This is a genomic window from Streptomyces pristinaespiralis (assembly GCF_001278075.1).
Classification (GTDB): Bacteria; Actinomycetota; Actinomycetes; order Streptomycetales; family Streptomycetaceae; genus Streptomyces; species Streptomyces pristinaespiralis.
Window position 1 is genome coordinate 168921 of the sequence record NZ_CP011340.1, and the last position, 12135, is coordinate 181055.

The window sequence follows — 12135 nt, forward strand, 5'->3', positions numbered from 1 at the left end:
GCGGGCTGAGTGCAGCACGGGCGGCTCGCACGGCACTCGGGTACGGCCGCGCCCGTCCCGGCAGCCGGCCCGGGGCCCCGCGTTGCGGGGGCGTTGCGCCGCTGTCCGTATACCTGGGGCGTCGGTCGTGCCGCCCTGGGAGGACGTTGTCGTGGATCTTCGGTACTGGCTTCCGCGTGCGGTGGACGTCTTCGAGCGGTTCGGGGAGCGGTTCGGCCCGTTCACGCCCCACCCCAGCCACCGGATCGACGACGCGGCGTTCGCGCCGGTCTTCGAGCGGTTCGCCAAGCGGCTGGACGACAACTATCCGTTCTTCCACCCGTCGTACGCGGGGCAGATGGTCAAGGCGCCGCATCCGGCGGCCGTCGTCGGCTATGTGACGGCGATGCTGTTCAACCCCAACAACCATGCCGCGGAGGGCGGTCCGGCGACCACCGAGATGGAACGCGAGTGCGTCGCCTCGCTCGGTGCGATGTTCGGTCTCAAGGATCCGCTGGGTCATCTGACGACCAGCGGCACGATGGCGAACCTGGAGGCGCTGTACGTGGCGCGCGAGTCCCATCCGGGCCGGGGTGTCGCCTACAGCTCCGAGTGTCATTACACGCATGAGCGGATGTGCCATGTGCTGGGCATGGAGGGCCACCGGGTGCCCGTCGACGCGCGGGGCCGGATCGACCTCGAGGCGCTGGAGCGGCTGCTGGCGACGGGCCGTGTCGGGACCGTGGTGGTGACGCTGGGGACGACGGGGCTGGGCGCGGTCGACGAGGTGCACGAGGTGCTGCCGATGGCGCGCCGCCACGGGGCGCGGGTGCATGTGGACGCGGCGTACGGCGGCTTCTTCGCGCTGCTGGGCCGTTCCGTGGACCCGGTGGGCCTGGACCCGCGGCCGTGGGCGGCGGTGGCCGGGTGCGACTCGGTGGTGGTCGACCCGCACAAGCACGGCCTGCAGCCCTACGGCTGCGGGGCGGTGCTGTTCAACGACCCGGGGGCCGGCCGGCATTTCGCGCACGACTCCCCCTACACCTACTTCACGCAGGCGGAGCTGCATCTGGGCGAGATCAGCCTGGAGTGCTCGCGCGCGGGCGCGGCGGCGGCCGGTCTGTGGCTGACGCTGCAGCTGCTGCCGCTGAACCGGGAGGGCTTCGGCGAGATACTCGCCGCCGGCCGCCGGGCGGCGCTCCGCTGGGCGGACCTGCTGGCCGGCTCCGACGTGCTGGAGCTGTACCAGCGTCCGGATCTCGACATCGTCACGTACGTGCCCGCGGTGCGGCCGTTCTCGCTGCTGTCGGTCGACGCGGCCTGTGAGCGGCTGCTGCACGAGGGCATGTACGCGGCCGACGATCCGGTGTTCCTGAGTGTGCTGCGCGCGGACGCCGACGCGTTCGCCCGGCGTCATCCGCGGGTTGTGCGGGACGCCGGTGCGGCGCGGGTGATGCGCAGTGTCCTGATAAAGCCGGAGGCCGAGCTCCGTCTCGACCGGCTCCACGCCAGGGTGGAGCAGCTGGCCGCCCTGGCCGCCGGGAGACAGTAGGCCCCTGGCCGCGGGCCGGTCCGCCGGCGAGCGGGGATCTGGTGCCGCCCTCCGTGATGCGCGGGTGCGGGCACGGCTTCGCCGTGCCCTGCGCCGGCGGCGCGGCGGGCGGGCGGCCGGGCCCGTGAGCCCGGCCGGGCCCGCGGTGCGGGGCGTGCGGGGCGCGGACGGCCGGCGCCGTTCTCTTTGGAGGGATGGGTCCCTTGTCCTCGTCAACAGTTCCGGTGGTGCCGGCACGTGTCGGGAGGCCCGCGTCGCGGGCCGATTCCGATGTGCTGGCCGCGCTGCTGGCCGATGCCTTCTTCGATGATCCCCTCACCCGGTGGATCGTTCCCGACGACGGGCGCCGCGCCGCGGTGCTGCCCGGCTTCTTCCGGGTGTTCCTTTCCATGTCGTTCGCGTTCGACGCGGTGCGCACCACCGCCGGGCGGGACGCGGTGATGACCTTCCTGCCGCCGGGCGGCTGGGAGGAGGTGGAGCGGCACCATGACGCCTACGGGCGGCAGTTCGCCGAGGTGCTGGGCGAGGACGCGGCCCGGCTGTCGGTGATCAGCGCGCTGCAGGCGGAGCACCATCCGGTGGGCCGGCCGCACTACTACCTGGCGTTCGGCGCGGTGTCCCCCCGGGCGCGCGGCGCCGGTGTGCTGTCGTCGCTGGTGGGTGAGGTGACGTCGTGGGCGGACGCGCGGGGCGTGGGTGTGTACGCGGAGGCGAGTTCTCCCGGCGGGCGGGCGGCGTGTCTGCGGCACGGCTTCACCCCGGCCGGGCCGGCGCTCACCCTGCCGGACGGCGGGCCGTCGCTGGAGCCGCTGTGGAGGGACCCGCGATGAGGGGCGACGAGACGCTGAGGATCTACTCCCCCTCCGAGGTGGAGCAGGACATGGTGCCTCCGGAGCATGCCGGGCCGCTGCGGGAGGTGCTGGAGTGGAGTCGCGAGTTCCTGGTGAGCGGGCATCCGGCGCTGGGCCGCAGCGGCCCCGTGTGCCCGTACACGCAGCCGTCGCTGCGCCGTGACCTGTTCCTGCTGGCCGTGCCGGCGGCGGGGACGGACCGGGCCGGGCTCGCGGACGCGGTGGCGCATCTGCGGGTCTGGTACGAGAAGCTGGCGGTGGACCTGGACACGGAGGAGCGGGAGCTGCTCACGCTGCTGATGGTCCTGCCGCGTCTGGACCGCACGGACTCGGCGCCGCTGGACGCGCTCCAGCGGGCGGCGAAGGACGAGTTCGTCGCCGAGGGGCTGATGATCGGCCAGTTCCATCCGGTGTGCGCGGAACCGGGCCTGTGGAACGAGGACTTCCGGCCGTTGCGTTCGCCGGTGCCGCTGCTGGCGGTGCGCCGGCTGCTGGTGTTCGACCTGCCGTTCCTGGTGAACACGGACCTGCATCTGTCGCACTATCTGCGGCAGTTCGCGCCGGGCATACCGGCGCGGATGCGGGACGAGCTGGTGAACCGGGTGGTGTCCTGACCGGTCGGCACACGCTGCTGCCCCGGCCCCCTGTGACAGGGGGGCCGGGGCAGCGTCGTGCGCGGGCGAGGCGGTCAGGCACGGGCGGGCATGCCCCGACGGCCCGGTCAGGGGCGCAGGCACTCCTCGAGGAAGGCGAGGGCCCGCAGATGGTAGGGGCGGGCGGCCCAGCCGAGGCTGATGTTGTGGCCGGCCGCGTCCTGGCGGTCGACGCGGACCCGGGGCGAGGCGCTGAGGCGGGCGGCCATCGCGGTGAGGGCGGCGTCGTCGGTGTGCCACCACTGTTCGTGCTCGGCGAAGGTGAGGCGTACGGGGACCCGCACGCGGGGGGCGAGCTGCCGGTAGCGCAGCGGCCAGGGCGGGCCGGGGTCGTGTTCCTCGTGGCGCGGGGTACGGGCCATCAGGGCGCGGGCGCCCTGGAAGGTGCCGGGCGGATAGAGGTGCATGGGGCCCCAGTTGAGGCCCCAGGCGCCGCCGCCGAGGGTGGCGGGGAAGCCACGGGCGGCGGGGGCGTAGTGGTGGCCGAGGCCGGAGATGTCGAGGCCGATCAGGGTGCCGGCGGTGTCGTCGGCCGCGGCGTGCAGGGCGAGCTTTCCGCCGTAGGAGTGGGCGAGGAGGAAGAAACCGGCGCCGGTGGGGTGTTCGCGGGCGAACGCGGCGAGGGCCCGGTGCAGGGTGGCGGACTGCTCGGCGAGCGGCTGGCCGTCCGGGTGGCGGTGGCCGAGGCGGCCGTGGCCGGGGCGGTCGACGGCGAGGACCGGGTGGCCGAGACGCGCGGCGAGGGTGAGCAGCGACAGGTCGGGGTGGGCGGGCGAGTGGAAGTAGCGGGCGTGCATGCCGAGCCCGTGGACGGCGACGACGACGGCCCGTGGCTCCCCGGCGGCCGGGTGGGGTCTCGCGTACAGGGCGGACAGCTGAAGGGCGCCGGCGTCGAGGGTGATCTCCTCGATCCGCACGCCCTGGTCCGCGGCGGTCCCGTCCGCGACGCCCTGATCCGCGGCGGTCCGGTCCGCGGGGGCCTCCGGCCCCGGCCGGGCGGCGGGTACGGGAGTGGCCGGCCGTAGCGGGGCGGGCGCGGGCGTCGCCGGGACCCGGGACGGCGCGGGTACGGGGGTGGCTGCCGCCCGGGGCGGCGCGGGCGCGGCGGGGGGCGGTTCAGGCGGCCGGGGCATGGCGGGTGCCGCTGACGGTGGGCCAGGCGTGCAGGTCCTCGGTGCGCAGCAGGGCGGTGGCGATGAGCAGGCCCCGGTAGCCGGCCCGCAGCAGGCGGGCGGCGGTCTCGGGGGTGTCGATCGCGCTGGCGCTGACCGGGCAGGGGGTGCCGGCGGCGGTCAGGGCGGGCAGCAGGGCCAGGCTGCGGCCGATGTCGCCACTGTCCTGTTCGCGGGTCTTGATGTCCTTGTTGTTGACGGCGATCACGCACTCGTCGGCGTGCGGGACGTGTTCGAGCTCGGCCTCGCCGGTGATCTCGACGAACGGGGTGAGGCCGGTGCGCAGGGCCGCGGTGACCAGGGAGCGCATGCTGGAGGCGGGCAGCAGGGCGGCGGTGAGCAGCACGGCGGACGCGCCGAGGGCCCTGGCGGTCTCGAGCTGGTCGCGGCGGGTGATGAAGTCCTTCTGGAGCAGCGGGAGTTCGGTGAGCCGGGCGACGTCGCGCAGCAGGTCGGGGGTGCCGCCGAACCAGCGTCCGGTGACCACGGAGATGCAGGGGGCGCCGGCGGCCTCGTAGCCGGCGACGATGTCGGCGGGGGTGCGGCCCGACATGAGGTCGATGCCGTGCGCGTCGCGCCGCTTGACCTCCATGACCAGGGGGCGTTCGGCGCCGAGCAGGGCTTCGATGAAGCGGGACGACGTCATGGTGCTCCTTCGCGTGCGAGAGGTGCGGTGCGGTGCGCCGGCCCGGCCGCCCGGAAGGCAGGGTGGACCGGCGCACATGAGCGGGGGCGCAGTGCCGGTGGAGGGCGCGGGCGGTGCGCCGGAGCGGCCGGGCGCCTTCAGGGCAGCAAAGCGCGCCGGGGGCAAGCGGGGTGCAAGGGGGCCGCGGGCCTGTCCGCCCGGCGCGCGGGGGGTGCGGGCGGGGTGGGGGGCCGAGGTGTTGCGCCGGCGTTGCGGGGCGCGTGGTGCCCCGGCCGGACGCGCGGGCGGGCCGCCCGGGGCGTGAGGGGCGGACCGTGCACCCGCGGGGCGCTTATGTCGGGAATGTCACTGTGCGGGGGTGGTGATTTCCCGCGGGGGCGACGCATACCCTGTCGCTGTCCTCCGCTGTGTGCGGTCCCGAGCATCTGGAGCTCCCTGGTGGAACGCGTCCGCGGCCCGCTCGTTCCCGGGCAGGCCGCTCCCAAGGCGCCCCGGCCGCCCGGTGAGCTTCCCGTCGACGCTTCCAGGCCGCGCAGCGCTCTCGTCCCGCCGCAGGCCGGCCCCCCGCAGGTCACCGGGCCGTCGCAGACCGAGCCTCCGCAGACCGGGCCGTCGCAGACCGGGATCCCGCCGCAGACCGGGCCGTCGCAGACCGCCCCGGCCGCCGGGCTCGAGGAGCTGCGCCGGCGGGCCGCCGAGGTGCTGCTGGGCAACTGGACGGGAGCTTCGACCGTCCCCTCCCCCGCCCTGTATCCGCACCAGTGGAGCTGGGACTCGGCGTTCATCGCCATCGGGCTGCGTCATCTGTCGCCCGAGCGTGCCCAGCGCGAACTGGAGACGCTGCTGGCCGCCCAGTGGGACGACGGACGCGTCCCGCACATCGTCTTCAACCCGGCCGTGCCGCTCGGGGCGTACTTCCCGAGCCCCGACTTCTGGCGGTCCTCCACGGCGGGACGGGCGGCGGGCGCCCCCGCCGCGACCGAGACGTCCGGCATCGTGCAGCCGCCCGTGCACGCGCTGGCCGCCTGGCTGGTCCACCGCAGCGATCCGGACCTCTCGCGCCGCCGGGGCTTCCTGGAGCGCGCCTGGCCGGCGCTGGTGGCCTGGCACGACTATCTGCGGCGCTGCCGCGACTTCGGCGGCGACGGGCTGGCTGCCGTGCTCCACCCGTGGGAGCCCGGCATGGACAACAGCCCCTGCTGGGACGAGCCCCTCGACCGTGTGGAGCCGGCCCCGGCCGGCTCCTTCCGACGGGCCGACCTCGGGCACGGCGACCGTGCGGACCGGCCCACCGATCTGGACTACGGCCGCTATGTCGCGCTGGCCGCGCACTACCGGGACCACGGCTACCGCGACGCGGGCACGGAGCACGCGTTCGTCGTCGAGGACCCCGGGTTCAACGCGCTGCTCGCCCTGTCGGAGAACGCCCTGGCGGCCATCGCCGGCGAGCTGGGGCGGGACGCCGCACCGCACCGGTCCCGGGCGCGGCGTCTGACCGCCGCGCTGGTGGAGCGGCTGTGGGACGAGGAGGCCGGGCTGTTCCTGTGCCGGGACGTGCGCACCGGCACCCTGGTGCGTGACAGGAGCGTCACCGGTCTGCTGCCGCTGGCGCTTCCCTCGCTTCCCGGGCCCGTCGCGCAGGCGTTGGTGCGCACCATGACGGGGCCGCATTTCGGGCTCGGTACGGCCTGTGGGCTGGTGCCCAGCTACGACCTGCGCGGCCGGGCCTTCGACGCGTCCCGCTACTGGCGCGGGCCGGCCTGGTTCAACGTGAACTGGCTCCTGGAGCGGGGGCTGCGGCAGCACGGCGAGACCGGCCTGGCCGACGCCCTGGAGCAGGCGGTGCTCGCCTCCGCCGGTGGTTCCGGTTTCGCCGAGTACGTCGATCCGCACACCGGGCAGGCGCGCGGGGCGACCGGCTTCAGCTGGACCGCCGCCGTCGTCCTCGATCTGCTGGCCCGCACCGGCCGGGCCGCGGAGGCGCAGGCCGGTACCGCGGCCGGTGCGGCGGCCGCGGTGGCAAAGGCCGGCGGGTGACGGTTCCCCGCCCCGGAGGGCGGGGACGGTGTCACGTGCCCAGGCCGAGCATCGAGGCGATGCGGTTGTACTGGATCTCGTTGGTGCCCGAGTAGATCGTGCCGCCGACCGCGTTGCGCACGCCCTGCTCGAGCCCGTACTCGGACATGTATCCGTGCCCGCCGAAGATCTGCACGGCGGCCAGGGAACTGGCCACGTTGGCCTGGCTGGTGAGGAGTTTGGCAATGGCCAGGTCGATGGTGACGTTCTCGCCGTCGTCGAGGCGCTGGGCGGTGTCGTACAGCCATTTGCGGGCTGTCTCCAGGCCGATCTTGGTATCGACGATCTTGTTGGCGATCGATTGGTGGGAGCCGATGGGTTTGCCGAAGGAACGGCGGGTCTTCGCGTACTCGAGGCAGCGGTCCAGCCGGTGCTGCATCTCGCCCGCGTTGACGACGAAGGAGAACAGGACCTCCCGTTTCATCACGTGGTCGAGGACGATGAACCCGCCGCCGACCCGGCCGAGGACACGGGTCCTCGGGATCCGGCAGTCGTCGAAGTAGAGCTCGCTCAACGGCGAGGTCCGCAGGCCCATTTTCTTGATCGGCTTTCCGACGGTGAGGCCGGGGGTGTCGCGGTCCACGAGGAACGCGCTGACACCGAGCGCTCCGCCGTCGGGGCGGGTGCGGGCGTAGACGACGAACACGTCGGCGACGGGACCGTTGCTGACGAACGTCTTGCTGCCGTTCAGCACGAAGTGGTCGCCGTCGCGTTCGGCGCGGGTGGTCATCGCCATCGCGTCCGAGCCGCCCTCGGACTCGGTGATGGCGTGGGCGCCGATCGCCTCGCCCGAGGAGATCAGGGGCAGGTACCTCTCTTTCTGTTCGGGCGTGCCGAACCGGGTGAGGGGGATGCCGGTGCTGGCCAGGGTGGTGGTCACCGAGAAGTTCAGGCCGGCGTCCTGGCAGTGTTCCCCGAGTCCTTCGAGGACGTACATGGTGGTGAGGAGGGACTGGCCGAGGCCGCCGTGTTCCTCCTCGAAGGGCAGGGCGAGGATGCCGGTCTTCTGGATCAGTTTCCACTTGTCCCAGGAGAACGTGGCCTGCTCGTCCAGTTCTATGTGGTCGGCGCTGAGCGCCTCACCCCACCGTGCCAGACCTTCGCGGAACTCGGTCTGCTCGGTGTTCCATCGGATCACTGGTTGACCGCCTTCACGGTTTTCGCGTCATCAGTACGCGGAGGAGACGTGCTCGTCGAGACTGTGGGTCTCGTCGCCGTTGAGCGCCGGGCTGAAGACGCACACGAGCCGCAGGTCCTCGTGGGGGCTGGCCACCAGGTAGTGGGCGTCGTGCTGGTCGAGCGCGTACATGCGGCCCGGGGTGATGGGGTGGGAGGTGCCGTCGAGCTCGATGACCTCTCCGGAGCCGGCGATGCAGTAGCAGGCCTCGAGGTGGTTGCGGTACTCGAGGCGGGACTTGGTGCCGGCCAGGACGACGGTGTCGGTGAGCGAGTAGCCGACGCCGTCGGAGGCGAGGAGGAATCGGCGGCTGACTCCGTTGCCCCAGTCGACGGTCTTCACGTCCTCGATGTCGCGAATGATCATGGTCAACTCCGATCTGGGTCGTGTGCGGCGAGGTGCCGCACGCTGGGAAGGACCCGGGGGTGGCCGGCGGCCACTGCTCGTGTCCCGGCCCCGCGGCCGGCGGCCGGCGGGGAGGCATGGGGGCGCCGCGGATGCGGCGGGTTCATCGGGCGGCGGGTGTGCCCGCCGCCGGGACGGGGCTGCGCGGTGCGGTGCGCAGCCGGTCGGCCAGGGCGCGGGCGGCGCCCGAGGCGACGGCCTCGCGGGTGGCGGCGAGTGCGCTCGGCCAGTCGCCCGAAGGGCCGGCGGCGAGGACGAGGGCCGCGGCGTTGAGGCACACGGTGTCGGTGGCGGCGGGGTGGGCGGTGCCGGCGAGGACGGCGAGGAAGTGGTCCGCGGCGTCGGCGGGCGGCACGGGGCGCAGGGCGTCGAACGTGCCGCCGGGGCCGGTGAGTTCGCCCGGCCGGAGCCGCCGGACGCTGCCGTCGTCGAGGTGGACGGTGTTGTCGGCGAAGCCGAGGAGTTCGTCGGCGCCCTGGTCGTTGGAGGTCAGCCAGATCCGCCGGCCGGTGAACGTGCGGGCGAGTTCGCGCAGCACGGGCAGCGGCATGGCGGCGCTGACGCCGGTGACCTGGGCGGTGACCGGCAGGTCGGCGAGGAAGGGGCCGAGCGCGTTGAGGAAGCGGCCGAACGGTTTCATGCCGAGCGGTGCCACCGTGCGGGCCAGGCGGGTCAGTTCGGCCGGGTAGACGAACGGGCCGGCGAAGGCGATGCCGTGCTGTTCGAGCATCTGCTCGGTCTGCCGGTAGGAGGCGGTCAGGCGGATCCCGAGCCGTTCCAGCAGGTCGACGGAGCCGAGGCTGGAGGTGTAGGCGCGGGAGCCGGTCTTGACGACCCGTACGCCGGTGGCCGCGGCGGTGACGGCGGCGGCGGTGGAGATGTTGAAGGTGGCGGGTCCTCCGCCGGTGCCGACGATGTTGACGGTGCCGGGCCAGGGGCCGGGCGGGGGCGTGGTTCTGCGCTCCCGCAGGGACTCCAGCAGGGCGTCAAGGGTCTGGTGGCCGGGGAGGCTGGTGGTCAGGGAGGCCAGCAGGGCGACGGCCTGCTCCTTTTCGAGCGTGCCGTCACCGAGCCGGTCCCACAGTGATCTCCAGGTCTCGCGCTCGGTCACCGGGGCGCCTGCGAGCAGGCCGGTGAGCGCGGGATGCATGGCTAGCTGTTCACCCCCTGGCGGGCGTCCTCGATGAAGGCGTCGATGGCGCGCACGCTGCGGAAGTTGTCGGGGTCCAGGTCGGCGTCGCCGACGGCGAGCTGGAAGTGGTCCTCGACCCAGGCGATGAGCTTGAGCACGCCGAGGGAGTCGATGACGCCGTCGGAGAGCAGGTCGTGGTCGTCGGCAAGCTCGTGGACACCAAGGTCGGGCAGGAATTCCTCGATGACGAACTTCTTGATGGTGTCGTTGTGGCTCATGACGTCCTTCCTTGGACTGGGATCGGTTCGTGCGGTCGGCCGGGCGCGGCGCGTCCGGCGCGTCGGGTGGTGGCGGGGGGCCGCCCTGCGGCGGCGGGCCGCCGGACGGCGGGGGCGGGCGTGCCGGTGCGGTGCCGGTTGCCGCGGACGGTGGTCCGGGTGTCGCCGGCGCGACCGGTCAGGTGGAGCAGGCCGTCGGCGTCGCGGCGGACCAGGTCGCCGGTGCGGAACCAGGTGCGGCCGTCGTCGGCGCCCAGCGGGTGGGTGGTGAAGGGGTCGCGGTGGGGGGCGCGGCCGAGGTAGCCGGGCGACTGGAAGGGGGTGGAGACGTACAGTTCGCCGGTGCCGGGGCCGTGGACGGGTGTGCTGGGGGCGCCGATGAGGAGGGTCCGCACGCCGGGCAGGGGCCGGCCGACGGGGACGGGCGGGAAGACGGTGGCGCTGGTGTCGATCTCGTGGACGAGGCTGGGGCTGGTCTCGGTGCAGCCGTAGAGGTTGTGCAGGCGTGCGCCGGGGAGCAGGTGCGGCAGCGCGGCGACGGTGCGGTCGGGCAGGGCGCGGCCGGTGAACACGACGTGGCGGACGCCGCTGAGGGTGGTGCCGGCGACGCGGGCGGCGTCGGTGAGCGGTGCGTGGAGCGTGGGGCGGGCGGCCACGAGGTGGATGTCGTGGCGGGTGAGGAGTTCCAGCAGGCCGGCGGCGTCCGCGGCCCGGCCCGGTTCGGCGAGGACGACGGTGGCGCCGGCGGCGAGCGGGGTCCACAGGTCGAGGAGGCTCGACGCGGCGGCGAGGTGGCCGGTGCCGAGGACGGTGGTGCCGGGGCCGATGCCGAAGCGGCCGGCGGCCCAGGTGGTGAAGCGGTCCACGGCCGTGCGTGCCAGCGGCACGATCCTGGGCGGTGCGGTGGTGCCGGATGTGGTGAACAGCAGGGCGGGCCGTTCGCCGGCGGGGCGGGGCAGGGCGTCGGCCGCCGACGGCGGCAGGCGGACGGGGCGTGGTTCGCCGGCGGGGACCAGGACGCGGGCGCAGCCTGCCTGGGCGGCCAGGTCCGCGAGCCGTCCGGCGGGGGCCGGGGAGGGCAGCAGGAGGGGGCGCTGGGACAGCAGGCCGGCCAGGACGAGGGCGATCGCGGCGGGTGAGGTGCGGGCGAGGACGCCGACGGTGTCGTGGGGCGCCGCGCCCAGGACCGCGAGGCGTTCGCGTTCGCGGCCGGCCGCCTCGTACAGGGCGCGGTAGGTGGTGGGTTCGCCGCCGTGGATCAGGGCGGTGGCGTCGGGGCGGTGGCGCACCTGGGTGAGGAAGCCGGCGACGAGGCCGGCGGGCGTGTTCATCGCAGGTGGGCCCAGCCGCTTTTGACGGCGGGTCCGCCCGGGGTGCGGCAGGTGAAGCGCACCACGGTGCGGGTGTCGTCGGGCTGGAGGGTGATGTCGAGGGGGACGCCGGGTGCCACGGGGGCGGAGAAGCGGCCGCCGAGGGCGTGGATGCGGGTGATGTCGCCGTCGGCGTAGCGGTCGGCGATCTCCTCCAGGGCGAGGGCGACCACGCTCATGCCGTGGGCGATGACGGTGTCGAAGCCGGCGGCGCGGGCGGCTTCCGCGTCGAGGTGGATGGGGTTGAGGTCGCCGGAGGCGTGGGCGTAGGCGCGGATCGTTTCTTCGGTGAGGGTGTGGCGGGCGGTGGCCGGTTCGCCGTTCGGGCCGGCCGGGCCGGGGGCGGCGGCCGGGGGGATGTCGCCGAACGGTTCGGTGGCTCTGGCGCCGAGGAGCAGGGCGTGGGTGGTGAGTTCGGCGAAGGCGGTGCCGTCGTCGCCGGTGAGGCGGCTGCGTACGGCGATGCGGGTGCCGCGGGCCTCGCGGCGGGCGCCGGTGATGTCGAGCTGGACGGTGACCTGTTCGCGGGGCCGTACGGGCCGCTCGAGGCGGATGTCCTGGCCGAGGTGGACGACGGAGGTGCTCTCCTCCCCGGCGGTGAGGGCGCGCACGGCCTTGTCGGCGAGGGTGTGGGCGAGGACGAAGGTGTGCACGGGTGAGGCGTCGCGGCTCGCCGCCGGCGGGAGGCCGGGGCGGACGGCGGTGCGGTAGGCGTCGATCTCGGCGGCGCTCGCGGTGCGTTGCGCGGTGCGGGCGAGGGCGGGGGTCGTCGTCATCTGGTTACCTCCATAGACACTCCGCCCTTCGGAGCGGCGGGGAAACGGACTCGTGCAGAGCAGGGCAG

12 protein-coding genes are annotated in these 12135 nt (G+C 74.3%); 4 read left to right on the forward strand and 8 right to left on the reverse strand.

Features of this window, described 5'->3' with window-relative positions:
- Positions 1–151: 151 nt before the first annotated feature.
- The 3 genes from SPRI_RS00695 (at position 152) to SPRI_RS00705 (ending at position 2996) form a co-directional block, all read left to right on the forward strand.
- On the forward strand, positions 152–1531 hold the full coding sequence (locus SPRI_RS00695; RefSeq protein ID WP_053556614.1) for a pyridoxal phosphate-dependent decarboxylase family protein: 1380 nt from the start codon (positions 152–154) through the stop codon (positions 1529–1531).
- A gap of 227 nt (positions 1532–1758) precedes the next feature.
- Positions 1759–2361: a hypothetical protein gene (locus SPRI_RS00700; RefSeq protein WP_005321958.1), complete on the forward strand. Its 603-nt coding sequence runs from the start codon at positions 1759–1761 to the stop codon at positions 2359–2361.
- Positions 2358–2996 (forward strand): DUF6875 domain-containing protein, encoded by a 639-nt coding sequence (locus tag SPRI_RS00705; protein WP_037777431.1) that lies wholly within the window; start codon positions 2358–2360, stop codon positions 2994–2996. The genes SPRI_RS00700 and SPRI_RS00705 overlap by 4 nt, the downstream gene beginning before the upstream one ends.
- A 107-nt stretch (positions 2997–3103) precedes the next feature.
- On the opposite strand, the gene SPRI_RS00710 is transcribed toward SPRI_RS00705, so the two are convergent.
- Together SPRI_RS00710 and SPRI_RS00715 are read right to left on the reverse strand one after the other, a co-directional pair.
- On the reverse strand, positions 3104–4168 hold the full coding sequence (locus tag SPRI_RS00710) for an alpha/beta hydrolase (RefSeq protein ID WP_234020477.1): 1065 nt from the start codon (positions 4166–4168) through the stop codon (positions 3104–3106).
- Positions 4152–4853 carry a beta/alpha barrel domain-containing protein gene (locus tag SPRI_RS00715; RefSeq protein WP_005321952.1) on the reverse strand — a complete coding sequence of 234 codons (702 nt, stop codon included), beginning with the start codon at positions 4851–4853 and terminating at the stop codon, positions 4152–4154. Before SPRI_RS00715 ends, SPRI_RS00710 begins: the two co-directional genes overlap by 17 nt.
- Positions 4854–5477: 624 nt before the next feature.
- Between SPRI_RS00715 and SPRI_RS00720 the strand changes: the two genes are divergently transcribed.
- Complete coding sequence (locus SPRI_RS00720) at positions 5478–6890, forward strand: MGH1-like glycoside hydrolase domain-containing protein (protein ID WP_238996268.1); 1413 nt, start codon at positions 5478–5480, stop codon at positions 6888–6890.
- Positions 6891–6921: 31 nt separating this feature from the next.
- On the opposite strand, the gene SPRI_RS00725 is transcribed toward SPRI_RS00720, so the two are convergent.
- The 6 genes from SPRI_RS00725 to SPRI_RS00750 all read right to left on the reverse strand — a co-directional run bounded on the left by SPRI_RS00725 (position 6922) and on the right by SPRI_RS00750 (position 12067).
- Positions 6922–8067 carry an acyl-CoA dehydrogenase family protein gene (locus SPRI_RS00725; protein ID WP_005321939.1) on the reverse strand — a complete coding sequence of 382 codons (1146 nt, stop codon included), beginning with the start codon at positions 8065–8067 and terminating at the stop codon, positions 6922–6924.
- 30 nt (positions 8068–8097) lie between these two features.
- Complete coding sequence (locus SPRI_RS00730; protein WP_037775642.1) at positions 8098–8472, reverse strand: ectoine synthase; 375 nt, start codon at positions 8470–8472, stop codon at positions 8098–8100.
- A gap of 142 nt (positions 8473–8614) precedes the next feature.
- Positions 8615–9661, reverse strand: a complete 1047-nt coding sequence (locus SPRI_RS00735; RefSeq protein ID WP_037775639.1) for an anthranilate phosphoribosyltransferase — start codon at positions 9659–9661, stop codon at positions 8615–8617.
- A gap of 2 nt (positions 9662–9663) precedes the next feature.
- Positions 9664–9921: a phosphopantetheine-binding protein gene (locus SPRI_RS00740; RefSeq protein ID WP_005321933.1), complete on the reverse strand. Its 258-nt coding sequence runs from the start codon at positions 9919–9921 to the stop codon at positions 9664–9666.
- The gene (locus SPRI_RS00745; RefSeq protein WP_053556615.1) at positions 9918–11252 is read right to left on the reverse strand and encodes an AMP-binding protein; all 1335 of its coding nucleotides are present in this window, start codon (positions 11250–11252) and stop codon (positions 9918–9920) included. The genes SPRI_RS00740 and SPRI_RS00745 overlap by 4 nt, the downstream gene beginning before the upstream one ends.
- Positions 11249–12067 (reverse strand): MaoC family dehydratase, encoded by an 819-nt coding sequence (locus SPRI_RS00750; RefSeq protein ID WP_238996193.1) that lies wholly within the window; start codon positions 12065–12067, stop codon positions 11249–11251. Before SPRI_RS00750 ends, SPRI_RS00745 begins: the two co-directional genes overlap by 4 nt.
- Positions 12068–12135: the final 68 nt, after the last annotated feature.

Bases quoted from the DNA above. Each gene is read 5' to 3' on its own strand.
- SPRI_RS00705 (WP_037777431.1), top strand. From the start codon at position 2,358: ATGAGGGGCGACGAGACGCTGAGGATCTACTCCCCCTCCGAGGTGGAG.
- SPRI_RS00710 (WP_234020477.1), bottom strand. From the start codon at position 4,168: ATGCCCCGGCCGCCTGAACCGCCCCCCGCCGCGCCCGCGCCGCCCCGG.
- SPRI_RS00715 (WP_005321952.1), bottom strand. From the start codon at position 4,853: ATGACGTCGTCCCGCTTCATCGAAGCCCTGCTCGGCGCCGAACGCCCC.
- SPRI_RS00730 (WP_037775642.1), bottom strand. From the start codon at position 8,472: ATGATCATTCGCGACATCGAGGACGTGAAGACCGTCGACTGGGGCAAC.
- SPRI_RS00735 (WP_037775639.1), bottom strand. From the start codon at position 9,661: ATGCATCCCGCGCTCACCGGCCTGCTCGCAGGCGCCCCGGTGACCGAG.
- SPRI_RS00740 (WP_005321933.1), bottom strand. From the start codon at position 9,921: ATGAGCCACAACGACACCATCAAGAAGTTCGTCATCGAGGAATTCCTG.
- SPRI_RS00745 (WP_053556615.1), bottom strand. From the start codon at position 11,252: ATGAACACGCCCGCCGGCCTCGTCGCCGGCTTCCTCACCCAGGTGCGC.
- SPRI_RS00750 (WP_238996193.1), bottom strand. From the start codon at position 12,067: ATGACGACGACCCCCGCCCTCGCCCGCACCGCGCAACGCACCGCGAGC.